The sequence below is a fragment of the Streptomyces sp. NBC_01341 genome (assembly GCF_035946055.1).
Lineage (GTDB): Bacteria > Actinomycetota > Actinomycetes > Streptomycetales > Streptomycetaceae > Streptomyces.
In genome coordinates, this window is sequence record NZ_CP108364.1 from 6,735,210 (window position 1) to 6,760,511 (window position 25,302).

The 25,302-nt window shown below is 71.4% G+C and carries 20 protein-coding genes and 1 riboswitch; of the genes, 18 read left to right on the forward strand and 2 right to left on the reverse strand.

The genetic code is table 11. The annotated features are described in order from the left end of the window. The first annotated feature begins 168 nt into the window (after positions 1-168). The 16 genes from OG206_RS29650 to OG206_RS29725 all read left to right on the forward strand — a co-directional run bounded on the left by OG206_RS29650 (position 169) and on the right by OG206_RS29725 (position 20,067). Positions 169-4,455 (forward strand): discoidin domain-containing protein, encoded by a 4,287-nt coding sequence (locus OG206_RS29650; RefSeq protein ID WP_327121495.1) that lies wholly within the window; start codon positions 169-171, stop codon positions 4,453-4,455. 571 nt (positions 4,456-5,026) lie between these two features. Next, a complete protein-coding gene (locus OG206_RS29655; RefSeq protein ID WP_327121497.1) occupies positions 5,027-6,439 on the forward strand; it encodes an extracellular solute-binding protein in 1,413 nt (470 codons plus the stop codon). Between the two features lie 88 nt (positions 6,440-6,527). Then, positions 6,528-7,490, forward strand: coding sequence for a carbohydrate ABC transporter permease (locus tag OG206_RS29660; protein ID WP_327121499.1), 963 nt, complete (start codon positions 6,528-6,530; stop codon positions 7,488-7,490). Between the two features lie 75 nt (positions 7,491-7,565). Next, entirely contained in the window at positions 7,566-8,450 is an 885-nt protein-coding gene (locus OG206_RS29665; protein WP_327122439.1) for a carbohydrate ABC transporter permease, read from the forward strand. Between the two features lie 109 nt (positions 8,451-8,559). Next, positions 8,560-10,194, forward strand: coding sequence for a glycoside hydrolase family 13 protein (locus OG206_RS29670; protein ID WP_327121501.1), 1,635 nt, complete (start codon positions 8,560-8,562; stop codon positions 10,192-10,194). A 32-nt stretch (positions 10,195-10,226) separates the two neighbouring features. Further along, the gene (locus OG206_RS29675; protein WP_327121503.1) at positions 10,227-10,544 is read left to right on the forward strand and encodes a cupin; all 318 of its coding nucleotides are present in this window, start codon (positions 10,227-10,229) and stop codon (positions 10,542-10,544) included. 128 nt (positions 10,545-10,672) lie between these two features. After that, on the forward strand, positions 10,673-11,584 hold the full coding sequence (locus OG206_RS29680; RefSeq protein ID WP_327121505.1) for a YihY/virulence factor BrkB family protein: 912 nt from the start codon (positions 10,673-10,675) through the stop codon (positions 11,582-11,584). Between the two features lie 50 nt (positions 11,585-11,634). Beyond that, entirely contained in the window at positions 11,635-12,327 is a 693-nt protein-coding gene (locus OG206_RS29685) for a GNAT family N-acetyltransferase (protein WP_327121507.1), read from the forward strand. Between the two features lie 6 nt (positions 12,328-12,333). Continuing rightward, entirely contained in the window at positions 12,334-13,212 is an 879-nt protein-coding gene (locus tag OG206_RS29690; protein WP_327121509.1) for an ABC transporter substrate-binding protein, read from the forward strand. Between the two features lie 148 nt (positions 13,213-13,360). Further along, positions 13,361-13,624, forward strand: coding sequence for a type B 50S ribosomal protein L31 (locus OG206_RS29695; protein WP_327121511.1), 264 nt, complete (start codon positions 13,361-13,363; stop codon positions 13,622-13,624). Between the two features lie 142 nt (positions 13,625-13,766). Beyond that, entirely contained in the window at positions 13,767-14,714 is a 948-nt protein-coding gene (locus tag OG206_RS29700) for a carbohydrate kinase family protein (RefSeq protein ID WP_327121513.1), read from the forward strand. Positions 14,715-14,753: 39 nt separating this feature from the next. Continuing rightward, positions 14,754-16,598 carry an acyl-CoA dehydrogenase family protein gene (locus OG206_RS29705; protein WP_327121515.1) on the forward strand — a complete coding sequence of 615 codons (1,845 nt, stop codon included), beginning with the start codon at positions 14,754-14,756 and terminating at the stop codon, positions 16,596-16,598. Next, positions 16,595-16,756 (forward strand): hypothetical protein, encoded by a 162-nt coding sequence (locus OG206_RS29710; protein ID WP_327121517.1) that lies wholly within the window; start codon positions 16,595-16,597, stop codon positions 16,754-16,756. Before OG206_RS29705 ends, OG206_RS29710 begins: the two co-directional genes overlap by 4 nt. Before the next feature lie 98 nt (positions 16,757-16,854). After that, positions 16,855-17,041: riboswitch (cobalamin riboswitch) on the forward strand. A gap of 58 nt (positions 17,042-17,099) precedes the next feature. Beyond that, positions 17,100-18,146, forward strand: a complete 1,047-nt coding sequence (locus OG206_RS29715; RefSeq protein ID WP_327121519.1) for an ABC transporter substrate-binding protein — start codon at positions 17,100-17,102, stop codon at positions 18,144-18,146. Positions 18,147-18,175: 29 nt separating this feature from the next. Beyond that, positions 18,176-19,225, forward strand: a complete 1,050-nt coding sequence (locus OG206_RS29720) for a FecCD family ABC transporter permease (RefSeq protein WP_442805971.1) — start codon at positions 18,176-18,178, stop codon at positions 19,223-19,225. Beyond that, positions 19,222-20,067 (forward strand): ABC transporter ATP-binding protein, encoded by an 846-nt coding sequence (locus OG206_RS29725; protein ID WP_327121521.1) that lies wholly within the window; start codon positions 19,222-19,224, stop codon positions 20,065-20,067. The genes OG206_RS29720 and OG206_RS29725 overlap by 4 nt, the downstream gene beginning before the upstream one ends. A gap of 58 nt (positions 20,068-20,125) precedes the next feature. Here OG206_RS29725 and OG206_RS29730 read toward each other — a convergent pair whose 3' ends face one another. Further along, the gene (locus tag OG206_RS29730; RefSeq protein ID WP_327121523.1) at positions 20,126-21,112 is read right to left on the reverse strand and encodes a PRC and DUF2382 domain-containing protein; all 987 of its coding nucleotides are present in this window, start codon (positions 21,110-21,112) and stop codon (positions 20,126-20,128) included. 243 nt (positions 21,113-21,355) lie between these two features. On the opposite strand from OG206_RS29730, the gene OG206_RS29735 reads away from it, so the two are divergent. Together OG206_RS29735 and OG206_RS29740 are read left to right on the forward strand one after the other, a co-directional pair. Continuing rightward, positions 21,356-22,156 carry an adenosylcobinamide amidohydrolase gene (locus OG206_RS29735; protein WP_327121525.1) on the forward strand — a complete coding sequence of 267 codons (801 nt, stop codon included), beginning with the start codon at positions 21,356-21,358 and terminating at the stop codon, positions 22,154-22,156. Continuing rightward, entirely contained in the window at positions 22,153-23,076 is a 924-nt protein-coding gene (locus OG206_RS29740) for an NAD(P)-dependent oxidoreductase (protein WP_327121527.1), read from the forward strand. Before OG206_RS29735 ends, OG206_RS29740 begins: the two co-directional genes overlap by 4 nt. Here OG206_RS29740 and OG206_RS29745 read toward each other — a convergent pair. Next, positions 23,046-24,398, reverse strand: coding sequence for a sulfite oxidase (locus tag OG206_RS29745; protein ID WP_327121529.1), 1,353 nt, complete (start codon positions 24,396-24,398; stop codon positions 23,046-23,048). The genes OG206_RS29740 and OG206_RS29745 overlap by 31 nt on opposite strands. Positions 24,399-25,302 lie beyond the last annotated feature (904 nt).

Sequence of the window (25,302 nt, forward strand, 5' to 3'; positions counted from 1 at the left end):
CTGCTCCGGTTTCTGTCGCAACAGTGGACGCTCTCGCAGTTCTCTGCAACTCTCTGACCGCTCTACGCAAAACATGGCTGAGTACATGCAGAAACAAGCGCCAGTGAATCGCACAGACAGAGCCGCGCACTCGGCGTGTCTCGCGCCGAGGCCGAAGATCGGGGACTTATGAGAGCCCAACGCTGGAGACTGCGGGCCCTTTCCGCCGTGGTCACGACCAGTCTTCTGATGATCGGATGGCCGGCGCTCACCGCGTCGGCGGCCGACGGACCCAACATCGCCTCGGGCCGGCCCGCCGCGGCGAGCAGCGCCGGGGAGTACGTCGCCCGGAACGTGACGGACGGCAACCAGGCGACGTACTGGGAGGGCACGGGCGGCGCGCTCCCGCAGTGGGTGCAGACCGACCTCGGTTCCACGGCCAGGGTCGACGAGGTGAGGCTGAAGCTCCCGGCGGGATGGGAGAGCAGGCAGCAGACCCTGTCGCTGCAGGGAAGCGCCGACGGCACCAGCTTCTCGACGCTCAAGACGTCCGCCGCCTACACCTTCAGCCCCGGCGCCTCCAACGAGGTGCGGATCTCCTTCCCGGCCACGCAGACCCGGTTCGTCCGGGTGAACATCACGGCCAACACGGGCTGGCAGAACGCCCAGCTCTCCGAGCTCGAGGTGCGCGCCGCCGGGGAGTCGTCGGCCAACCTCGCCGCGGGCAGGACGCTCACCGCCAGCAGCTACACCGAGGTCTACGTCGCCTCCAACGGCAACGACGGCAACCGTGCCAGCTACTGGGAGAGCAGGAACAACGCACTCCCGCAGTGGATCCAGGCGGACCTGGGCTCCTCGGTACGGGTCGACCGCGTGGTGCTCCGGCTCCCCGACGGCTGGGGGGAGCGGACTCAGACGCTGAAGATCCAGGGCAGCACCAACGGCTCGGACTTCACGGACCTGACGGCGTCCAAGGCCTACGCCTTCAACGCCGCGGGCGGCCAGGCGACGACGATCTCCTTCGACGCGACCACCACCCGCTACGTGCGGGTACTCGTCACCGCCAACTCCGTCCAGCCCGCCGCGCAGCTCTCGGAACTGGAGATCTACGGCCCGGCGACCGGTGACACGCAGGCGCCCAGCGCCCCCTCCGGCCTGGCGTACACCGAGCCGGCCACCGGGCAGATCAGGCTGACCTGGCAGGCGTCCTCGGACGACACCGGGGTCACCGGTTACGACATCTACGCGGGCAGCGCACTGCTGACCTCGGTGGCCGGCGGCGTCACCACGTACACCGACACCCGCCCCGCCGGCGAGAGCGTCTCGTACTACGTGCGGGCCAGGGACGCGGCGGGCAACGTGTCCGGCAACAGCAACACCGTGACACGCGCGGGCGACTCCGGTGACACCCAAGCGCCCACCGCACCGTCCGGCCTGGCCTTCACCGAGCCGGCCAGTGGCCAGATCAAGCTGACCTGGCAGGCATCCACGGACAACAAGGCCGTCACCGGCTACGACATCTACGCCAACAACGTGCTGCGCAAGAGCGTGGCGGGCGACGTCACCACCTACACCGACACCCAGTCCGCGGCCACCACCGTCAGCTACGTGGTCAGGGCCAAGGACGCCGCGGGCAACATATCCGGCGCCAGCAACACGGTGACGCGGAACGGGTCCACGAGCGGCGCCTCCGACCTGGCCGTCTCCAAGCCGATCACCGCCTCCTCGGTGGTGCACACGTTCGTCGCGGCCAACGCCAACGACAACTCGCTCACCACCTACTGGGAAGGCGCAGGCGGCAGCTACCCGAACACCCTCACCGTCAAGCTGGGCGCCAACGCCGACACCGAGAGCGTCGTCGTCAAGCTCAACCCCGACAGCAGCTGGGGCGCGCGCACCCAGAACATCCAGGTACTCGGACGGGAGCAGGACGCCACCTCGTTCACCAGCCTGGTCGCCGCCAAGGACTACGCGTTCAGTCCGGCCACCGGCAACACGGTGACGATCCCGGTCACCGCCCGGGTGGCCGACGTCCAGCTGAAGTTCACCTCCAACACCGGATCCGGCGCCGGCCAAGTCGCAGAGTTCCAGGTGCTGGGCACACCGGCTCCCAACCCGGACCTGCAGGTCACCGCGGTCAGTGCCTCGCCCGCGGCCCCCGTCGAGTCGGACGCCATCACCCTGTCGGCCACCGTCCGCAACTCGGGCGCGGTCGCATCGCCGGCCGGCAAGCTGGACTTCCAGCTCGGCGGCTCCAAGGTGGCCACCGCCTCGGTCGGCGCTCTCGCCGCCGGCGCCTCCGCCCAGGTCACCGCATCCATCGGTGCGCGCGACGCGGGCACTTACACGCTGGGCGCGGTCGTCGACCCGGCGGGCGAGATCATCGAGCAGAACGAGACCGACAACGCCTTCACCGCCGGTACCCCGCTGGTCGTGAAGCCGGTCTCCAGCTCGGACCTCGTCGCGAGCGCGGTCACGACCTCGCCCTCGGCCCCGTCGGACGGCGACACGGTCACGTTCTCCGTCGCCGTCAAGAACCAGGGCTCGGTGGCCTCCGCGAGCGGCAGCCACGGCATCACCCTGACCCTGCTCGACTCCAAGGGCGCCACGGTGAAGACCCTCACCGGTGCGTACAACGGGGCCATCGCGGCCGGTGCGACGACGTCACCCGTCCCGCTCGGTACGTGGACGGCCGCCAACGGCTCCTACACGGTCAAGGTGGTGCTCGCCGACGACGCCAACGAACTCCCGGTGAAGCGTGCGAACAACACCAGCACGGAGTCGCTGTTCGTCGGACGCGGCGCCAACATGCCGTACGACATGTACGAGGCCGAGGACGGCGTCGCGGGTGGCGGCGCCAAGGTGGTCGGCCCCAACAGGACCGTCGGCGACATCGCGGGCGAGGCGTCCGGCCGCAAGGCGGTGACCCTCAACAGCACTGGCGAGTACGTCGAGTTCACCACCAGGGCCACCACCAACACCCTGGTCACGCGCTTCTCCATCCCGGACTCCACGGGCGGCGGCGGGATCGACTCGAAGCTGAACGTCTACGTCGACGGAACCTTCCTGAAGGCGATCGACCTCACCTCGAAGTACGCCTGGCTGTACGGGAACGAGACGGGCCCGGGCAACGACCCCGGCTCCGGCGCGCCCCGGCACATCTATGACGAGGCCAACCTCATGCTGGGCAGAACGGTCCCGGCGGGAAGCAAGATCCGCCTGCAGAAGGACGCGGCCAACACCAGTAACTACGCGATCGACTTCGTCAGCCTGGAGCAGGTGTCCCAGGTGGCGAACCCCGATCCGGCCACCTACACGGTGCCGGCCGGCTTCACCCACCAGGACGTCCAGAACGCCCTGGACAAGGTCCGTATGGACACCACGGGGACCCTCGCGGGTGTCTACCTGCCGGCGGGTGACTACTCCACCTCCAGCAAGTTCCAGGTCTACGGCAAGGCCGTGAAGGTCGTCGGTGCCGGGCCCTGGTTCACCCGGTTCCGGGCCCCGTCCACGCAGGACAACACCGACATCGGATTCCGTGCGGAGGCCAGTGCGAAGGGTTCGTCGTTCTCGAACTTCGCGTACTTCGGCAACTACACGTCCCGCATCGACGGTCCCGGTAAGGTGTTCGACTTCTCGAACGTCTCCGACATCGTGATCGACAACATCTGGAACGAGCACATGGTGTGCCTCTACTGGGGCGCCAACACCGACAACGTCACGATCAAGAACTCGCGGATCCGGAACATGTTCGCCGACGGCATCAACATGACCAACGGGTCCACGGACAACCATGTCACCAACAACGAGGCGCGGGCCACGGGCGACGACAGCTTCGCGCTGTTCTCGGCGATCGACTCCGGGGGCTCGGACATGAAGAACAACGTGTACGAGAACCTCACGTCCATCCTCACCTGGCGGGCCGCGGGTGTGGCCGTGTACGGCGGCTACGACAACACCTTCCGCAACATCCTCATCGCCGACACCCTGGTGTACTCGGGGATCACGGTCAGTTCGCTGGACTTCGGCTACCCGATGAACGGATTCGGGACCGGACCCACCGCGATCGAGAACGTGTCGGTCGTCCGGTCCGGCGGCCACTTCTGGGGGACGCAGACCTTCCCCGGAATCTGGCTGTTCTCGGCCTCCAAGGTCTTCCAGGGCATCAGGATCTCGCACGTGGACATCGTCGACCCGACGTACAGCGGGATCATGTTCCAGACGAACTACGTGGGAGGCCAGCCGCAGTTCCCGATCAAGGACACGGTGCTCACCGATATCTCGATCACGGGCGCGCGCAAGAGCGGTGACGCCTTCGACGCGAAGTCGGGCTTCGGGCTGTGGGCCAACGCGATGCCGGAGGCGGGCCAGGGGCCGGCCGTCGGTGAGGTCACGTTCAACGGGCTGAAGCTCAGCGGCAACGCCCAGGACGTGAAGAACACCACCTCCTCATTCAAGATCAACATCAACCCTTAGGGGGACACGCACAGACGCGGGCGGGGTACCTCCGGGAGCATCCGGAGGTACCCCGCTCGCGTAACGCCCTTGCACTCAGAAGTCCGTCTCTTGCGGCATTGGGGGCCGCCTCGTGCCCGAGGGCCTGTGGCGGGCCTGCGGGTGAGGGGGCTCCGTGCCGGGAGAGCGCCGGACGGCGGTCGCGGGGTGGCCATCGTCGGCGCTCCCTCCCCCCGGGCGCTGACGGCTTTTCATATGGCCTACGCGTGCCCCGGTACGGCCGCGTGCCCGCCGTACCGGGGCACGGCGACCTTCCGGGCACCGGTCGCTTCCGAGCGGGCCCTCGGCGGCCTCCTGGGGCCCTTCGGGTCGCCGGCGGAGCCGCCGTGGGGGCCGCTCCGCCGTCCGTCGCGGGCTCCCGTGCTGAGTCGTGGAGCCTCCACCCGGTCGTGCGCCGCATGCGGAGGGATGTCAAACATTTACGAAAACTGCGCGAGATATTGCGTTCACATGTTGCCAGTGGTTGAGTGTGCCGCGCCCCGGCAGAGAGTCGGCCGGGGCCTACCGTGCTCATGCCCGAAGGGGACCACCGATGAGAAGTGCTCGGATTCGCCGTACCCGCCGTGCCTCCGCGGCCGCCGTCGTCACCGCGCTCGCCCTGACCGCCCTTGCCTCCTGCGGCACGAGCAGCAGCGGCGACGGGAACGACGACTCCGGCAGCGGTTCGTCCGACCCGTCCGCCCCGCTCGACCCGAAGGCCAAGGTGACGCTGTCGATCGACTGCATGCCGCCGGCCGCGAAGGCCGCCGAGCTGCGCGAGTGGAACGAGGACATCAAGACGTTCAACAAGAAGTACCCGAACGTCAAGATCAACGGAAAGTCGACGCCGGGCCAGTGCCTGGAGCCGCCGCGCTTCACGGCCATGCTCAAGGGCAAGTCGCAGCCCGACGTGTTCTACGCGTACTTCACCGACCTGCAGCAGGTGCTCGACAACGACGGCGCGGAGGACATCACCGCGTACGTCAACGACACCACCGTCCCGGCTCTGAAGGACATCCAGCCCCAGGTGCTCGACGTCGCCCGCAAGGACGGCAAGCTGTACGCGCTGCCGACCAGCAACTACACCATGGGCCTCATGATCAACCGGAAGCTCTTCACGCAGGCCGGTCTGAACCCCGACACCCCGCCGGCCACGTGGGAGGGCGTCCGCGCCGCGAGCAAGAAGATCGCGGCCCTCGGCAAGGGCATCGCCGGCTTCGGCGAGTACAGCGCCGGCAACAACGGCGGCTGGCACTTCACCGCCACGCAGTACGGCCTGGGCGGGGACGTCGTCGACGCGAGCGGCAAGAAGGCGGCGTTCAACGACGACAAGGGCAAGCAGGTCCTCCAGCAGCTGCACGACATGCGCTGGGAGGACGACAGCATGGGCAAGACGCAGTTGCTGAAGTGGGGAGATCTGCAGAAGCAGATCTCCACCGACAAGCTCGGCATGTTCCTCGCCGCGCCCGACGACATCGCCTACATGGTGCAGCAGCTCGGGGCGAAGTACGAGAACTTCGGGCTCGGGCCGATTCCCGGCGCCGAGGGCACCCTGTTCGGCGGCAACAACTACATGATCAAGAAGGGCAGCTCGCCCGACAAGATCAAGGCCGCCGTCGCCTGGCTGAACTTCAAGAACCTCACCCCCGGCAAGGGCCAGTTCGAGTGGGCCCGCACCAAGGCCGACGCACTGCCCGTCGGACTGCCGCAGCCGAACTTCTTCACCGGTGAGAGCAAGACGAAGGACGACGCCGACCGCGCCGCCAACGCCACCATGCCCGTGGAGAACTTCAAGGCATTCATGGACAACCCCGTCCAGGGCAAGGCCGAACCGCCGAAGGCCCAGGAGATCTACAAGATCCTCGACAACGCGATGTCCGCGGTCCTGACCAACAAGGACGCCGACATCGACAAGCTGCTCGACACCGCGGAGCAGCAGGTCAACCAGGTTCTGGCGAACCAGTAACGGACGTGCGGAGGCCGGGCCGGGCGGGCCCGGCCCCGCACCCGGACCGTCCGTCTGCGAGCGACTGCACCGGCACCGAGGAGAGACCATGTCGGCCCCCACCCTGTCTTCCGGGAAGGCGAGCGCACCGCCACCCGGGCACCACCAGCGCCCCACCGGGCCGGACTCCACCCGTGAGGAGTTCGTGCGCGCCGTGCGCCGCAACATCTCGGCACACGGCTTCCTGATCGGAGCGGTGCTCTGCTTCTCCTTCTTCTCCTGGTACCCGATGGTCAGGGAATTCGTCCTGGCCTTCCAGAAGACCGAGGACGGCAGAACCACCTGGGCCGGCTGGTCCAACCTGAGCTACGTCTTCAACGACCCGGCGTTCTGGCAGGCCTGGCGCAACACCCTGCTCTTCACGGCGCTGGCCCTCGTCCTGGGCTTCGCCGTCCCGTTCGTCGTCGCCGTCGTGCTCAACGAGTTCCGGCACGCCCAGGGATACCTGCGCCTGCTCGTCTACCTGCCCGTGATGCTGCCCCCGGTCGCGTCGGTACTGCTCTTCAAGTACTTCTACGACCCGGGCTACGGGCTCTTCAACCGCATCCTGGAATTCCTGCACCTGCCGGCCCTGCAATGGCTCCAGGACCCGGACACCTCCATGCTCTCCGTCGTCATCGCCTCGACCTGGATGAACATGGGCGGGGCCACACTCATCTACCTCGCCGCCCTCCAGGGGATCCCCGGCGAGCTCTACGAGGCGGCCGAACTCGACGGTGCCGGACTGCTCCGCAAGGTCTGGCACGTCACCATCCCGCAGACGCGGCTCATCCTGTCCCTGCTGCTGCTCATGCAGATCATCGCGACGATGCAGGTCTTCACCGAGCCGTTCCTGCTCACCAACGGCGCCGGCCCCGAGGGCTCGACCACCACCGTCGTCTACCTCATCTACCAGTACGCCTTCAACTTCAACAACTACGGCAGCGCGGCGGCCCTCGGACTCGTCCTGCTGATCGTGCTCGCGGGCTTCTCCGCGGTGTACGTACGCCTCAGCCGCAGCAGCGAAGACTAGGACGGGAGCACGACGATGGCATCGAACACGCTTGTCTCCCGGCGCGGGGCACGCGGCGCCGGCCGGCGCCGGGACATGGACCGGGGCCGCCAGCGGACCCTCGTCTCACCGGCCCAGCTCGGCCGCCCCCGCGGAAGGGCCGTCTACTGGATCGTCTTCGCCCTGGTGGTCACGGCCTTCACCCTGGCGTTCCTCGGCCCGCTCTACTGGATGGTCACCGGCGGCCTCAAGGCCACCCAGGAGGTCGTGCAGAGCCCGCCGACGGCCTTCCCGTCGTCGGTCCACACGGAGAACTACTCCCAGGCCTGGACCGTGATGGACCTGTCCCGACTGCTCTTCAACACCCTGTACTACGCGTTCGGGGCGCTGGCCTTCCAGTTGGTCCTCGACGTGGCCGCCGCCTACTCGCTGTCCAAGCTGCGTCCGGTCTTCGGCAAGGTCATCCTCGGCATGATGCTCGCCACCCTGATGATCCCGGCGACCGTGCTCGTGGTCCCGCAGTACCTCACGGTCCTGGACGTGCCGATCTTCGAGCGCAACCTGCTCAACTCGCCCTGGGCGATCTGGCTTCCGTCGGTCACCAACGCCTTCAACATCTTCCTGCTGAAGCGGTTCTTCGACTCGATCCCGGGCGAACTCCTCGACGCCGCGGCCATCGACGGCGCCTCGGCGCTGCGCACCCTGCGCAGCATCGTGCTGCCGATATCGCGGCCGATCCTCGGAGTCGTGTCCATCTTCGCGGTGGTCGGGGTCTGGAAGGACTTCCTCTGGCCCATGCTCACCCTCCCCGATCCGGCGAAGCAGACCCTCAACGTGGGTATCTACTCGCTGTCCAACGGAGTGCCGCTCAACGTCCTCATCGCCGCGCTCACCATCGCGTCGGTCCCCACGCTGCTCATCTTCCTGCTCTTCCAGCGCAACATCATGAGCGGTCTCACCGCGGGCGGCCTCAAGGGCTGACGCCCCCTCCGAACCGCCGCCTCCCACCAGCACTCCGCCTCCGGCCCACCATCCGACGCCCCGTGTCCGGGCCGGGGGCGGAGTACCTCCTGCCCGAAAGGAACGTCACGTGGCAGCCATCCGTCCGACCGAGGCCACCGCACCGTGGTGGCGCGACGCCGCCATCTACCAGGTCTACGTACGCAGCTTCGCCGACGGCGACGGAGACGGCACCGGCGACCTCGCGGGGGTCCGAGCGAAGCTGCCCTACCTCGTCGACCTTGGCGTGGACGCCCTGTGGTTCACCCCCTGGTATCTCTCCCCGCTGGCCGACGGCGGCTACGACGTGGCCGACTACCGCGCCATCGACCCCGCCTTCGGTAACCTCGCCGAGGCGGAGAAGCTCATCGCCGAAGCCCGTGACCTGGGCATCCGCACCATCATCGACGTCGTCCCCAACCACGTGTCCGACCGGCACAGCTGGTTCCGCGCGGCCCTGGCCACCCCACCTGGCAGCCCCGAACGCGACCTGTTCCACTTCCGTGAGGGACGCGGCGAGCACGGCGAGATCCCGCCCAACGACTGGGTCTCCGAATTCGGCGGCACGCCCTGGACGCGGCTCGACGACGGCCAGTGGTACCTGCACCTGTTCGCCCCCGGCCAGCCCGACCTCAACTGGGCGCACCCCGCGGTCCGTCAGGAACACGAGGACGTCCTGCGCTTCTGGTTCGAGCGTGGAGTGGCCGGCGTCCGCATCGACTCCGCGGCCCTGCTCGCCAAGGACCCCGCCCTGCCCGACTTCACCGAGGGCGTCGACCCGCACCCGTACATCGACCGCGACGAGCTCCACGACATCTACCGGTCCTGGCGGACCATCGCGGACGGGTACGACGGCATCTTCGTCGGCGAGGTCTGGCTGCCGGACTCCGAGCGCTTCGCCCGCTACCTGCGCCCCGACGAACTGCACACCGCCTTCAACTTCACCTTCCTCGCCTGCCCGTGGGACGCCGGGCTCCTGCGCTCCTCGATCGACGACACCCTCGCCGAACACGCCCCGGTCGGCGCCCCCGCCACCTGGGTGCTCTGCAACCACGACGTGACCCGCACCGTCACCCGTTACGGACGCGAGGACACCGGCTTCGACTTCGCGGCCAAGGTATTCGGCACGCCCACCGACCCGGAGCTGGGCACCCGCAGGGCGCGTGCCGCGGCCCTGCTCTCGCTGGCGCTGCCGGGAGCCGTCTACCTCTACCAGGGGGAGGAGCTCGGCCTGCCCGAGGCCGACATCCCGCGCGAGCGGATCCAGGACCCGATGCACCTGCGCTCGGGAGGCGTCGACCCCGGCCGCGACGGCTGCCGCGTGCCCCTGCCGTGGTCCGCCGACGAGCCCTATGCCGGCTTCGGATCGACGGTGGAGCCCTGGCTGCCGCAGCCGGACTCCTGGCCCTCGTACGCGGCCGACGGGCAGAGCACCGATCCCGCGTCCATGCTCAGTCTCTACCGGAAGGCGCTGGGGCTGAGGCGCGCCGAGCCGGGTTTCGCCGCGGCCCCCGGCGAGACGGCGGAGGGCCGGCTGAACTGGCTGCCGTCGGAGCCGGGCGTCCTCGCCTTCGCGCGCACCCACGGCCTGATCTGCGTCGTCAACCTTTCGACCGGCCCGGTGGTACTCCCCGACCACGACACGGTCCTGCTGACCAGCGCCCCGCTGGACGCCTCCGGCATGCTGCCCGCCGACACCGCGGCCTGGCTGCGCAAGGAGGGATAGCGGGGGAGCGGAGGCTGCGGCACAGTGGTCGTATGGACGATCTCAACGCTCTCGCCGACGAGCACCTGTCCGCGGCCCGTGCCGCAGCCCACGGGCGCAGCGCGCACCTGCTGCTGCGCCAGGAGCCGCTGCGGCAGACGGTGATCGCGCTGACCGCGGGCTCCGCCCTGGACGAGCACAACGCGCCGCCCGCCGCGTCGCTGCAGGTCCTGCGTGGCGCGGTGCGGATCACCGCCGCGTCCGGGGACGTGGAGCTGGCGGAGGGCCGGCTCCACCCCATCCCCCAGGAGCGGCACGGGCTGCTGGCCCTGGAGGACGCGGTGGTGCTGCTCACGGCCGTCAACGTCTGAGCCGGTCTGGAGTACACCCGCGGGATCGAGGCATGAGAGAAAGGGAGGAGGCCGGGTCGTCGTATCACCCGTGACGACGCCCGGCCCTCCCGTTCCTCCGCTCCTCCTACGTCCCCCGGAGAATCCGCGTGCCCAGCAGGACCGACACCTCCCTCGCGGAACACGCCCCGCGCACGGGCGGGCGCACCGCGACGACGAGGCGATGGCGCACCGCTCTGCGCCGGACTCCCGTCTCGCTGTGGAACGACGACGTCTCCGACTGGGCGGCGGCCCTCACCTACTACGCGATCCTCGCCCTGCTCCCCGCACTCCTGGTCACGGTCTCCGTCATCGGCCTGGCGAACCCCGGCGCGACCAACGCCCTGATCGGCGACATCACCGCGATCGCACCGGCCGAGTCCGGCGCGGCCCTGCGCCGCCCCCTGGAGGCTGCCACCCAGGAGCGCACGGCGGTGTGGCTCCTCGTCGCCACCGGCGGTGTGAGCGCCATCTGGTCGGCGTCCAGCTACCTGGCGGTCTTCCGGCGGGCGATGCACGCCATGCACCACGTGAAGGACACCAGGCCCCCGCTGCGCCAGGCGCACATCATCGTGGCATCGGCCGTCGGGCTGCTCGTCCTGCTGATGGCCAGTGCCTTCGCCCTCGTGCTCACCGGGCCCCTCGCCCGGTGGCTCGGCCGCCGCATGGGTCTCGCGCAGGCCGGTGAGACGTTCTGGACAGCCCTCAAATGGCCTGTGCTGCTCTGCCTGGTCGCCTGCCTCATCGTGGTCCTCTTCAACACCGGGCCGCGCTCCGCCCGGGGAGTGCGCCGGGGGCTGCCCGGTGGTGTGCTCGCCGCGTCGCTGTGGCTGGTCGCCTCGGCCGGCTTCGCCCTCTACGCGACCCACGTCGGGAGCTACAGCCGGCTCTACGGCTCCCTCGCGGGTCTGGTCGTCTTCCTGATCTGGGTCTGGTTCGCGAACCTCTCCCTGCTGACCGGCGCCCAGTTCAACGTGGAGCTCGCCCGCACGGCGTGCCCGCGGAAGGGCGAGGCGTCCTGACAGGCCTCCGGGCCCTTGTGGGAGCGCTCCCAGAAGTGGAGGATGCGGCCATGACGCAGCCGGCGCACATACGTCCCTACCGACCCGCGGACCGTGCGGCCCTGGCGGACATCTGCGTCCGCACGGCCGACAACGGCGGTGACTCCCGGCACCTCCACCCCGACCCCTGGCTGATGCCCGCGCTCTTCGCAGCGCCGTACGCCCACCTCGAACCCGAGCTGACCTTCGTCCTCGACGACGGATCGGGGCAGGCGGTCGGTTACGTCCTGGGGACGGCGGACACCCGGCGCTTCGCCGAGAACTTCCGCGAGATCTGGCTGCCCCGGGTCACGGAACGCTTTCCGGAGCCCGGAGGAGAGCCCGCAACGCCCACGGAGGCCATGACGGCCCTCCTGTACCGCCCCGAACGCATGATCCTCCCCGAGCTGGCCGCCCACCCCGCGCACCTGCACATCGACCTGCTGCCACCGTGGCAGCGCAAGGGGTACGGCAGAAGGCTGATGGACACCTTCCTGTACGCCCTGCACAACAGGGGCGTGCCGGCCGTCCACCTGTCCATGCTCACGGCCAACACCCCGGCCAGGGCCTTCTACGACCGCCTCGGCTTCCGGGTGATCGACGTTGCCCACCCCGGGCCGCTCACCTATCTGGGGCGCCCCACCGAGGGTGTGGAACCGGCGGGCTGGGCAGGTAGTGGGTGGCGAGCCCCGGAGAGGGCCGAGGCCGCCCGTCCGGAGGGGTGAGACGGCATGGCTGAGCAGAGCGGGTGGAGCTTCGAGGACGACCGTGGACGGCTGGCGGTGGCGGACCGCCGTCCCTCCAGGGTGCTGGCGTACATACAGGCGGGCGCGACGTTGTGGGACCACGGCGTCCACCCGGAGGGGATCTTCGGTTCGGGCCACGACGGTGCCGAGCCGGACCGCGCCAAGGCCGGCAGCCTTCCCCTGGACGCCGTCGACTACCGGGGCGCCGGTGACGACCTGGACGTCGACACGCTGTTACGCGGCCGGCCCGACCTGGTCGTCGCCGTCAGCTACGGCCACGGCCAGCTCTACGGTCTGGACCCCGACACCGCCAAGCACCTGGAGGAGAGCGTCCCGGTCGTCGTGATCGACGTCGGGCAGGCACGCACCCTGGACCGCGTCAGCGAGCGGTTCGCCGGTCTCGCTCGCTCGCTCGGCGGCTCGACGGACCCGGACGCGGCGAGCGGCCTGGAAACAGCGCGTGAGCGCCTGCGCGCCGTGGCACGTTCCCTTTCCCCCGGCGGCCCCCGCGTGCTGGCCCTCTCACCCGCCGGCCCGGAGCAGGCCTATGCCGCGCGCCCACGGATGTGGCCGGAGCTGCGGGTGCTGGCCGAGCTGGGCGTGGGGCTGGTGTCCCCGCCCGAGGGCGCCGGCGTCAACTGGGCCACCGTCGACTGGGCGGAGGCCGCGGCCCTGGAGCCCGGCGTCGTCCTGGCGGACATCCGGTCCAACGCCGTGCCCCTCGCGGAGATCGACGCACCCGCGTGGCAGGCGGCCGCCCCGGTCGTGCGGACCGTGCCGTGGAACCCGGAACCGCTCTGCAGCCCCCGCGCCCACGCGCGCTTCCTCGGACTCGTCGCCGACGCCCTGGGGGCGACGGGCTGACCCGGTGTGCCGGGCGGCCGCCCGGCACACCTCCGGCGCGGGCGGCCGGATGCTCCGTACGGACGCCCCGGATCGCGCCGTGCCCCGCCGTTCGGGAGGCTGGGCCGAGAAACCGGGACGCGAGATCCCCGTACCCCGAGGAGCAGGCATGCAGCAGGACAAGCACCCGTCGTACCGTCCCGTGGTCTTCCGCGACCGCTCCGCCGGGTACGCCTTCCTGACCCGGTCCACCGCGTCTAGCGACCGGACGATCGACTGGGACGACGGCAACAGCTACCCGGTCATCGACGTCGAGATCTCGGCCGAGAGCCACCCGTTCTTCACCGGGAAGGCGCGGGTGGTCGACACCGAGGGGCAGGTCGCGAAGTTCGAGAAGCGCTACGGGGACGAAGGGCGCGGAGCCTCCTCCTGAGCACCGGTCCCGGGTCGCCGGAGCGACCCCCTGGTCAGGCACGCTCCTGTGCACCGGGCAGAATCGGCGGCAGTCCGACCCCTGACCGCCGCCTCCCGCCGGGCACCCCCGCCCGCGTCCCCCCACAGGAGACCCGCCGCCCATGCCCGACAGCCCCGCCCTGCTGGTCATCGGCGAATGCGTCGCCGACATCGTCAGGACGCCGGGCGCGCCGGACCGGACCCACCCGGGCGGCAGCCCCGCGAACGTCGCGTACGGGCTGGCCCGGCTGGGCCGTGACACCACACTGCTGACCCAGCTCGGCCCCGACTCCGACGGCCGGCTGATCAGGGACCACCTCGTGTCGGCCGGGGTGCGGGTGCTGACGGACGGGAGCGGGGCGCCCACCCCGGCGGCCACGGTCGAACTCGACGACGAGGGCCGGGCCGCGTACACCTTCGCGATCACCTGGACGCTGGGCGACGTGGACCGGCCGGGGGAGCCGCCGCAGCACGTGCACACCGGATCCGTCGCCACCGGGCTCGAACCCGGTGCGGGCACCGTCCTGGACCTGGTGGAGGACCTGCGGACCACGGCGACCGTCAGCTACGACCCCAATGTGCGCCCCGCGCTGATGGGCGACCACGCCGACGCGGTACGCCGCGCCGAGCACTTCGTCGGGGTCAGCGATGTCGTCAAGGCCAGCGACGAGGACCTGCGCCGGCTGTACCCCGAGGAGACCCCCGAGAGCGCCGCCGCCCGCTGGGTACGTTCCGGCCCGGCCGTCGTCCTGCTCACCATGGGCGCCGACGGTGCGCTGGCGTTCCTGCGCGACACCGTGGTGCGCGTCGGCGCGCCGCCCGTCCGCATCGAGGACACCGTGGGCGCCGGCGACGCCTTCATGTCCGGCACGCTGCACGCCCTGGCCTCGCACGGCCTGCTCGGCGCGCGGGGGCGCGCACGTCTCCGGTCCCTGGATCCCGCCGTGCTCGGTGACGTGCTGCGCCACGCCGTGGCCTCCGCCGCCGTCACCGTCGGCCGGGCCGGCGCGCTGCCCCCCGACCGTGAGGAGCTGGCAACCGCTCTGACCAGCGTGACTGCCCCCGAGTGACAAGGGTGTCCTCCCCGTGGTCCGGTCGTTCAACTCGGTATGACCGTGACCCTTACCGACACCGCCCCACCGTCCACCGCCGAGCTGCTGACCGGCGTCCTCCTCGGTCCGGACTTCCGCCGCGAACACGGCTTCTGGCAGCGGCTGATCAGCACAGAACCGTTCCGCCGCCCCGCCGGGGGAACACCCGACGAGCGCCTGGCGGTCGCCTACGAGCGCCTGCGGATCCTCAACCGCTCGCTCGACAACGGCGCGCGTCTCGCCGCCGACCTGCGGGCGCTCGCGGCCCTGCACGCCTGGCTCGGCCCCGTGGACCCCGCGCTCACCACCGTCGCGGGCATCCACTACAACCTCTTCCTCGGCAGTCTGCTCGACCACGACCGCACCGGCCGCCGCGATCTGTCCGACCACCTCTCGATGCGGCGCATCGGCACCTTCCTCTGCACCGAGGTCGCGCACGGCAACAACGCCTCCGCCATGGAGACCACGGCCACCTACGACCGGGCGCGGGACGGGTTCGTCCTGCACACCCCGAACGCGGGCGCGCAGAAGTTCATGCCCAACACCAGCCCGGCGGGCGGCGCCAAGTCCGGGCTGGTCGCGGCGCGCCTGCTGGCCGACGGCGCCGACCACGGCGTACGCCTCTTCCTGGTGCGGCTCACCGACGACGTAAAGGAACTGCCCGGGGTCCGGGTGCGGCGGCTGCCGGCCCGCATGGGCAGCCCGGTGGACCACTGCCTGACGTCCTTCGACCGGCTGTTCGTCGCGCGGGACGCCCTGCTGGGGGACGACGAGGGAGACGGCCCCCGGGGTGAGTTCAGGACGGAGCCGGGGGACAGGCGGCGGCGCTTCCTGACGGCGATCGGACGGGTCACCCCCGGCCGGATCGCCCTGAGCGCCTGCGCGGCGGGCTCGGCCCGGGCGACGCTGGCGGTCGCCGTGCGATACGGCGGCCACCGGTTCATCCCGGGCTCCCGGGGCACCCCGCCGGTGCCGGTCAACGCCCACCGGACCCACCACGGCCCGCTCGCCTCGGCCATGGCGACTGTCTTCGCCATGAGCCTGCTGCACCGCAGGGCGCACGACCGGTGGGAGGCATGTACGGACGAGGCGGGCCGGAGCGAGGCCGTGAGGCTGGTCGACGTCGGCAAGGCCTGGATCACCTGGCGGGCCCGCGAGGTCATCGTGCAGAGCCGCGAACGCTGCGGCGCACAGGCCCTGCTGGAGAACAACGGCATGACCGAGCTGGTCACCGGAGTGGAGGGAGCCATCACGGCGGAAGGCGACAACATCGCCCTCTACACCAAGGCCGCCGCCGACATGCTCTTCGCCGCCGCCCCCCGGGAGGACGGTCCCGAGGAACCGGAGTCCGGCGATCTGGACGACCCGCGCTTCCTCGGCCGACTGCTGGCTGCCGTGGAGGACATCTGGTTCGCCCGGGCGAGGGCACGCGCGCTGCGAGCCCCCGATGCGGACGTCCTCGGGCGGTGGAACGCGGCCTCGGGACCGGCCCTGCGCGGTGTGGAGGCCTACGCCTACCGCGAGGCCGCCGAGGCGTACGCCGAAGCGCGACGCGCTCTGCCCGACGGTGAGGCCAGAGACCGGGTGGGAGAGCTGGAGCGGCTGTTCGCCGTGGAGTGGGTGGCCCGCAACAGCGGTGATCTCCTGGCCGCCGGATTCCTGAGCCCCGATCAGGTCGAGTGCCTGGCGGAGACCACCGAGGACCTGATCGCTGCCGTCGCCGCGCACGCCCCGCAACTGGCGGACTCCTTCGCACTGCCCGCCGAACTGCTGGCGGACTGGCCGATCGCGGGGGCGGACTACGCCGATGCGTACGACGACCCCGGCGCGCCGTGGCACACCGCCTCGGCGGATGTCCGGTGAGCGCCGTCCGCGCGGCACACGGACGGCTGGGCGAGAGCCTGGAGATCCTCGGCCTCCGCGTCGTGCTGCTGGCCTACTGGGGGACGGTGTCGGTGCTGACGCGCCGGTGCGCGAAGCCGTCGGCGTACCGCGGCGAATCGGTTCGCCCCCGCTCCTGACGCGCCCGACGGCGGGAGGTGCCGGTACGACGGGGTGCCGGTGCGGCCCGGCACCCCGTCGTACCGGCCACGGCCCCGGAAACCGGCGAAATGCCGCGTGATAGCTTGCAGACGCCAGTCACACTCCACGTGGAGTCAGGGAATCCGGTGCGAATCCGGAGCTGACGCGCAGCGGTGAGGGGGACGGGCGGGGCCACGGCCACTGGGACACCCTCGGGTGCCCCGGGAAGGCGCCCCGTCCGGACGAACCCGAGTCCGAAGACCTGCTGGCACCCGCTTCCGCACCGGGAGCGGAACTCCGTACCGGGCTTCGCGCAAGAGCCCAGAGACGCCGAGGGACTCCGTGCCGCCCATATCCAGCACCGTACGCCGAACCGCCCTGCTCCTCACGGGGCTTGTCCTGCTGACCGCCTGCGGCGGCAGCGGCCCAGGACCCGCCCGCGCCGGGGACGGCTCCGGCGCCGACGGCTATCCCGTCGCGCTCGCGAACTGCGGCCGCACGGTGACCGTCGACGCGAAGCCGCACCACGCGGTCTCCCTGGACCAGGGGTCGACGGAGATCCTGCTCTCCCTCGGTCTGCAGGACAGCCTCGCGGGCACCTCCACCTGGACCGACCCGGTGATGAAGGGGCTCGAGGCGGCCAACGCGAAGGTCCCCCGCATCGCGGACAACCGCCCCTCCTCGGAGAAGGTCCTCGGCCTGGAACCCGACTTCGTCAGCGCCTCCTTCGCCTCGACCCTCGCGAAGGGCGGTGTGGCGCCGCGCGAACAGTTCGAGGACCTCGGGGTGCCCACCTATGTCGCGCCCGCCGACTGCGCGGCCAAGGACAACAGTGGCGGTGGTGACGGATCCCGCAGCGAGCCCCTGACCATGGACAGCGTCTACACCGAAGTGCGCGATCTGGCACGGGTGTTCGGCGTGCCGAAGCGGGGGGACGCGCTCGTCTCCGAGCTCCGGTCCCGCATCGGCGCGGCCACCGCCGACGTCGACGCGTCCGGAGCCACGCTCCTCTACTGGTTCGCCAACTCCGAATCCCCCTACCTTGCGGGCTGCTGCGGTGCCCCGGGCATCATCACCGAGGAACTCGGAGCGAAGAACGTCTTCGACGACACGCACGAGGAGTGGCCCCAGATCAACTGGGAGACGGTCGCCGACCGCAACCCCGACGTCCTGGTCATCGGCGATCTGACCCGCAAGTCCCAGACCGCCGAGAGCGCACGCAAGAAGATCGACTTCCTGGAGTCCAACCCCGCCACGAAGAACATGGACGCCGTCCGGCACAAGCGCTACGTCCTGCTCAGCGGCCAGGCCATGAATCCCGGCATCCGGACCGTGGAGGGCGTGGAGCGCGTCGCCGCCGGGCTGCGCACGTTCGGACTCGCGGGGTGACGGACACCCGACACACCCGGGCCGTACGGTTGCGCACGGCGGCGGTCGACAGGCCGGGAGCCGGGCGCATCCTGCGCGACGGCCTCCTGTGGAGCGCCGGCGCCGCTCTGCTGCTCCTGTCCGTCGCGGTCGCCGTCACGATCGGCCCCGCGCGCATCTCCGTCCCCGACGTCTGGTCCGCGGTCGCGGCCCACCTCGGCATCGGAGAGGCGCGGCTGTCCCCCATCCGGGACGGCATCATCTGGAACCTGCGCATGCCCCGCACCCTGCTCGCCGCGGTCTGCGGGGCCGGGCTCGCCGTGTCCGGGACCGTGATGCAGTCCCTCCTGCGCAACCCGCTGGCCGACCCGTTCGTCCTCGGGGTCTCCTCCGGCGCGTCCACCGGGGCTGTCGCTGTCGTCGTCCTCGGCGCCGGCGGGGGAGCGTTGTCGGTCTCGGCCGGCGCGTTCGCCGGCGCGCTGCTCTCCTTCGCGCTCGTCCTGCTGCTCAGCCACAGCCTGGGCGGTTCCACCGACCGGGTCGTCCTGTCCGGGGTCGCGGCCATGCAGCTCTTCTCCGCGCTCACCTCCTTCGTCGTGATGACGGCCGCGGACGCCGAGCAGACGCGGGGCGTCCTGTTCTGGCTGCTCGGCTCCCTCGGCGGGGTCGGCTGGTCCGACGTGTGGATGTGTTCCGGTGTGCTGGGCGTGACGCTGGCGATCTGTCTCGGACATGCACGCACCCTCGACGCCTTCGCCTTCGGCCAGGACGCTGCGGCAGCACTCGGCGTCCACGTCGCCCGGACCCGGACCGTGCTGCTCTGCACCACGGCGCTGCTGACGGCGGCGCTCGTCAGCTCTGCGGGCGCCATCGGGTTCGTCGGCCTCGTCCTGCCGCACGCGGCACGGGCCCTGACCGGCTCGGGTCACCGAAGGCTCCTCCCGGTGACGGCGCTCGCCGGTGCGGTGTTCCTCGTCTGGGTCGACACCCTGGCCAGGACCGTCCTCGACCCCCAGGAGGTGCCGGTGGGGGTGGTCACCTCCCTCATCGGTGTGCCCGCGTTCGTCCTGGTCCTGTACCGCACCCGGAGGAGCGCGTGACGCGCGAGAAACAGGCGACCGGAACCCCGGGCGACGGACTCCGCGCGGCCCGCGTGAGCAGGGAGGCCGGGGGCAGGATCGTCCTGGACGGAGTCAGCGTCGCCCCGCCGCCCGGTACGACCGTCGGCCTCCTGGGGCCCAACGGGTCCGGCAAGACGACCCTCCTCCGGGTCATGGCGGGCGTGCTCGTACCCGGCACCGGTGTGGTCACCCTCGACGGCCGTACCCTCGCCGAGACGGGCCGGAGGGCCGTCGCGCGTCGCATCGCCGTGGTCGAACAGCACGCCGCCACCCAGGTCGACCTGACCGTCCTGGACGTCGTGCGCCTCGGCCGCATCCCGCACCGGCGCGCGTGGTCCGCGCCCGGTCCCGAGGACGAGGCCGCCGTCCGTGAGTCCTTGGCCCGGACCGGCCTCGCCGACCGCGCCGGACAGTCCTGGCACACCCTGTCCGGCGGTGAGCGACAGCGCGTCCAGATCGCCCGCGCACTCGCCCAGCAGCCGCGTGAACTCCTGCTCGACGAGCCGACCAACCACCTGGACATCCAGCACCAGCTCGAGCTGCTCTCGCTGGTGGCAGCCCTTCCCGTCACCGCCGTCATCGCGCTGCACGACCTCAACCTGGCGGCGATGTTCTGCGACCGGATCACCGTCATGAAGGACGGCCGCGTGGTGGCCGGCGGAACGCCCGCGGAGGTCATCACCGAGGAGCTCATCGCCGACGTCTACCGCGTGCGCGCCGTGGTGACACCGGCCGGGCCGGGCGGACGCCCCTCCGTACGGTTCCTGCCGGGCGTTACCGTTCCCGGACCGCGCGGTCACGGCGAAGGGGCGGTCCCGTGAACCTCCCGGGCCCGCCCCTCGCTACTGCCGCGCGGCCGGTCGCCGCTGTGTGAGGGGGTCAGCGACGACGTCCCTGGCCGAACTCGCCGCCCATGTCCTTGCCGCTGCCCATGTCGTCCTTGCCGTCCGCGTAGTCGATCTTCTCCTTGCGGATCTCGGCGGAGACTTCCTTCTGCTCGGTGACCTTGCTGGTCTCGAGACGAACCCGCTCCACGGGGACCGCCTCCTTGCGGACGGTGGCTCGCTCGGCGTGGAGGGTGACTTCGACGTCCTGTTCGCCGAGGTCCTTGGTGCCCGTCGTCTTCTCGCCCGGACGCAGAGGCTCGCGTACGAGACGGACCTCCTCGTGGGAGACGGGGACCGTCCTGGTGACGTTCTCCGTGACGACGTACTTGTGCAGGCGCGCCCTGCCGCTCTCGTACTCCTCCGTGCCGACCTGGAGCTGTTCCTCGGAACGGATCATCTCCTCCCGGCCGCCGGCACCCGTGGCCGAACGCTCGGCCCCGGCTCCCGCGAGCGGGCGTGACGTCGACGAGGTGTCCATGTCGCGGTGCTTCCCGGTGCCTGCCCCGGCACCCGTGCCGGCCGTGGTGCCGGAGGTCTTCGCCTGACCGGCCTTGGCGGTGCCGGCCGCACCCGCTGCCCCGGCCGCCCCGGCGGCGCCCATGGCCGCCGTGCCGGTCCCGGACGTCGTGCGCGCGTCTCCGCCCGCACCGGCGCCCTTCCTGGTCAGCCCGTAGTGCCGGTAGAGCTCTTCCTCCTCGGCGACGGACAGGTGCGCGTCGGCGTCCACCCGAGGGGCTTCCTTGACGCGCTCCTTCGGATGCGAGATGTGCAGGTCGGAGCCCACGCGACGGGCTCCGGCGAGCGGCACGAAGCTCTCCTTCATGCCGAACATGCCGGTCTTGACCGTGATCCAGTCCGGCTTGCCGGTGTCGTCGTCGACGTACACCCGTCCGACCGTGCCGACCTTCTCGCCGTCACTGTCGAAGACGGTCAGACCGTCGAGCTCTCCGGAATCCGTGAAACCGTCAGCGGCTCCCATGCCGATTCCTCCTCGCCCGGGCGCGTCCTGAAGGTGGGTCCAGCAGGTGAGGCGCGTCCGGATTCCATCGCGCCTCACCCGGTTGGACGCTGCAACTTCCCGGCCTGGACGCCGAGCGGCCGGGGCTACCCGGGATGGGCGGTGGCCCCGTTCCGGGCAGATATCGGGCCCGCCGACTCCGTTACGCCATTCGGGTGAGGGCCTTCCTGGGTGCGCCCGCATCCGGGGACAACGTCCGCCCGTATGATCGACGGGCTGCTGCCGGCCGTCGGCAGGCCGTACGCCGAGGGGTGTACGAGCGGGCCTGTACACCGGGGGTGCACCATCGGTTCCGCACGCGTCGACCTGCCCCGGCAGCGCGGCGAACTGCTGGCACGCCACGAGGACGGTGCCGCCCTGCACCACCTCGTGTGGCGGCTCGGCCCCGGCTGGCGGGTGTGCAGCAGCGCGGTGCTCGGCGGAGGCCTCGGGCCGCGCTGCTGGATCCTGAACGCCCAGGTCCCCGGCGGCTACCCCCGCCTCGACCCCGACCGCCACCTCGCGGAGATCGCGGCCTCCGAGGCGCTGACGGGCCCCGGCGCCGGACTCATGACGGCCGCCGACGTCACCGCGCACACCGTCGCGGACGACGGCGGTGTGACCGCGACGGTCACCAGTGGCCTCGGCGTGCGGGGATGGGCCGCCGGTCCCGCCGAGGGCACCGACGGACCGCTGCCCGCCGGCACCGTCAACATCGTCGTCACCCTTCCGGTCGCCCTCTCCGACGCCGCCCTCGTCAACGCCGTGGCGACCGCCACCGAGGCGAAGGTCCAGGCGCTCGTGGACGCCGGACTCGACTGCTCCGGGACCCCGACGGACGCCGTGTGCGTCGCCGCTCCCGCACCGGAGGCCGGCCCCGGCGAACCGTTCGCAGGACCCCGCTCGCACTGGGGAGCGCGACTCGCCAGAGCCGTTCACCGCGCCGTGCTGGAGGGCGCGCTGCGGCACGCTCGCCGCGCACCGGCCCCCGACCGACTCCGTACCGACGAGAGGAACCTCCCATGACCACCCCGCAGCCTGCGGACGCCGCCCCCGGTACACCGACCGTCGCCGTCCTCGGCACCGGGATCATGGGCTCCGGGATGGCCGGGAGCCTGCTCAGGGCCGGGCTGGACGTCCGGGTCTGGAACCGCACGCGTGCCAGGGCCGAGCCACTGGCCTCGCACGGTGCGACCGTGACGGACACCGCGGAGGAGGCGGTGAGCGGGGCGGACGTCGTCCTCACCGTGCTGAACGACGGCCGGGCCGTCACGGAGACGCTCGACGCGGCGACGCCCGGTCTGCGTCCCGGGCAGACCTGGCTGCAGTGCTCCACCGTCGGGCTCGACGCCACGACGGATCTCGTGCACCGTGCGGCAGAACTGGGCCTCGTCTATCTCGACGCCCCGGTCTCGGGTACGAAACAGCCCGCGGAACAGGGCGCTCTCACCGTCTTCGTCGCGGGCCCGTCCGAAGCCCGCGCGACGGCGCAGCCCGTGCTGGACGCGATCGGCCGGCGCACCGTGTGGGTCGGGGAGGAGCCGGGAGCCGCCACCCGGCTCAAGCTCGTGGCCAACACCTGGGTGATCAACATGGTCAACAGCGTGGCCGAATGCCTCAACCTCGCCGAGGGCCTGGGACTCGACCCGCGGTTGTTCCTGGACGCGATCAAGGGCGGTCCGCTGGACACGCCCTATCTGCAGGGCAAGTCCGCGGCGGTGCTCTCCGGTGACCTCAGCCCGAGCTTCGCGCTCTCCACGGCGCTCAAGGACTCCCGGCTGATCCTCGATGCCGCCGAGGCGTCCGGAGTGAGACTGGACCTGGTCGCCGCCTCCGCCGAGCGGTTCACCCGGGCGGAGGCGGCGGGGCACGGGGACCAGGACATGATCGCCACGTACTTCGCGGGCCGGGCCGATCAGCGCGATGCCGGGGGTTCCGCGTCATGACGTCGGACGGAGCCCCGCCGGCGTGCTCCTGACGCGATGTCACCACTGCGCGGAGCGGCGACTCGGACGACGGTCACGGGGTGCCTCACCACCGCGTCGAAGAGATAGCCCTGGGTGTTGTGGGCGGCCGTCACGGGCTGGGTGCGGCCCGACCGGTCCGTCGCGCGGGCGAGGAGCACACCGGGCCCCGTCGTCCGCGGAACCCAGTCGGCGGTCCAGCGCACCCAGCTCCCCGCACGCGGCTCGTCGCGCAGCCGGGCCCTGTGCCACACGGTGCCGCCGTCGGTGCTGACCTCGACACGGCGCACCGGAGCACCGCCCGACCAGGACCGGCCGGTGAGACGGTGCCTGCGACGGGCGGCGAACGAGGCGCCGGGAGCGAGTTCGAAGGCGCTCTTGAGTGTCTGCCGGGTGAGCGGCGCGCTGCCCTCGGGCGGGTGGCCGGGGCCGAACAGCCGGTACAGGCCCGTGTTCCACGGAGTGAGCAGCGGTTCCGCGCTCACCTCGATGTCACCGACCCACTTGATGTTGGCGATGCCCACCCACGACGGCGCGATCAGGCGGACCGGGGCACCGTGATCGGGCGGCAGCGGTTCACCGTTCATCTCGTACGCGAGGATCACGTCATCCAGCGCCTTCGCCACCGGCAGGGGACGGCGGACCCGGCCGAGGTTCGTGCCGTCACTCACGACCTCCGCGTCCAGGCCGCGCGGCAGCACGTCCACGGCGTTCCTCCCGACGGCCGCCGCGCGCAGCACCTCGGCGAGCCGCACCCCGCGCCAGCGTGCCGTCCCGATCGCGCCCAGGGTCCACGCTGTGCCGCTCACCTGCTGTCCCTGCTGCGAGGTGAAGTAGCTCCGGCCGTTGCCCGCGCACTCGACGAACGCCGTGCGGCTGACCGACGGCAGGGCCCGCAACGCCTCGTACGTGAAGTCCACCGGGCCGCCCTCCAGCCCGTCGCCCCACACCGTGAGTCTCCAGTCCGCCACGTCGATGAGCGGGGTCGCCGTGTGGTTGCGGACGAAGAAGCGGTCCGTGGGGGTGAGCAGGCCGGTGCCACGCAGCGCCGCGAAGTTCGTCTCGGCGTTCGTGCCGCGCACGGTGAACAGCTCCGGAGGCAGGGACTTGACGATCCCCGCCGGCGCGACCGCCGCGCGGGCGGAGGCGGCGGCGGCCGGCACCAGCGGGGCCGCGAATGAGGCGGCCGTGATCAGGCGCAGCAGATCGCGGCGATCGATACCGGCGCTTCTCGCGCGGCCTCGGGACCACTGCCGGAGCCGCATCCGGTCGTACGCGGCTTCGGACGGCGGCAGGGAACTCATGGGCGCTCCAGGGGAGAGGAGGGTCATCCGGCGGGCGGGGAAGCGGTGCGGTCGAGCGGTGGGCAGGTGCAGGGCGGTTCCTGCGCGCAACGGCGTACTCGCCCGGTCTCGACCGTGTCCGCGCGAGCGCGGTGGCGAGGCGTCGGCGGCGTACTGTCAACGGACCGTAGAGGGCGGACGTGCCGGGGTGGAAGCAGGTCGTGCACCTGGCCACGAATCTGCAACGCGGCCGCAACAGACGCCCGCGCGGCTTGGCCCCCCCCGGCGGCGCCCGCCGCGCGCCCGAGGGGTGTCGGTCCTGGGCAGGCATGCCGCTGCGCAGTTTGCCGAGTGTGCGGCCGAGCAGCCGGGACGCGTGCATCCGGGAGATGCCCGGCTCCTCCTGGTATGCGGCGCTGCCGGCCCGGGGCCGCACCCGTGGTCCGGGCAGTGCGCGGGGTCATCCCGTCACGCTTTTCCGGTCGTCGACCACGAGGTGCGGACGCCTGCTCGGTCGGCGCCAACCCATGCATGCATGCGAGGTTTTGAGCCGGACCGACGCCACTTCGGCGGGGGCTCGGCGTGACCACCTCGTGGGGTGCGCGGCGCAGGGGGCCCGCATGCGCCGGAGCACAAGGAACCGCCCCACCGGTACGGGGGAGCCCGGTGGGGCGGCCGTAACCAGGGTGCCACAGTGAGCGGCCCGTTGGGGACGGATCGGCCTCCGCGGTACACGAATTGCCGAACCCTCCACGTATTCGCCCCGTGCTCCACCTTCTCGGTCCGCCCCGCCCCACCGCCGGCCCCGGCGTGGACGTGGAGAGGGGTGCGTTCATTGCGCTCACGTGAACAGTCCGGGGGCGAGGGAATAGGTGCAGGCTGAATCGGCTTCTCGTCCGTGTCGCCGGCTGCCGATACCGACCGG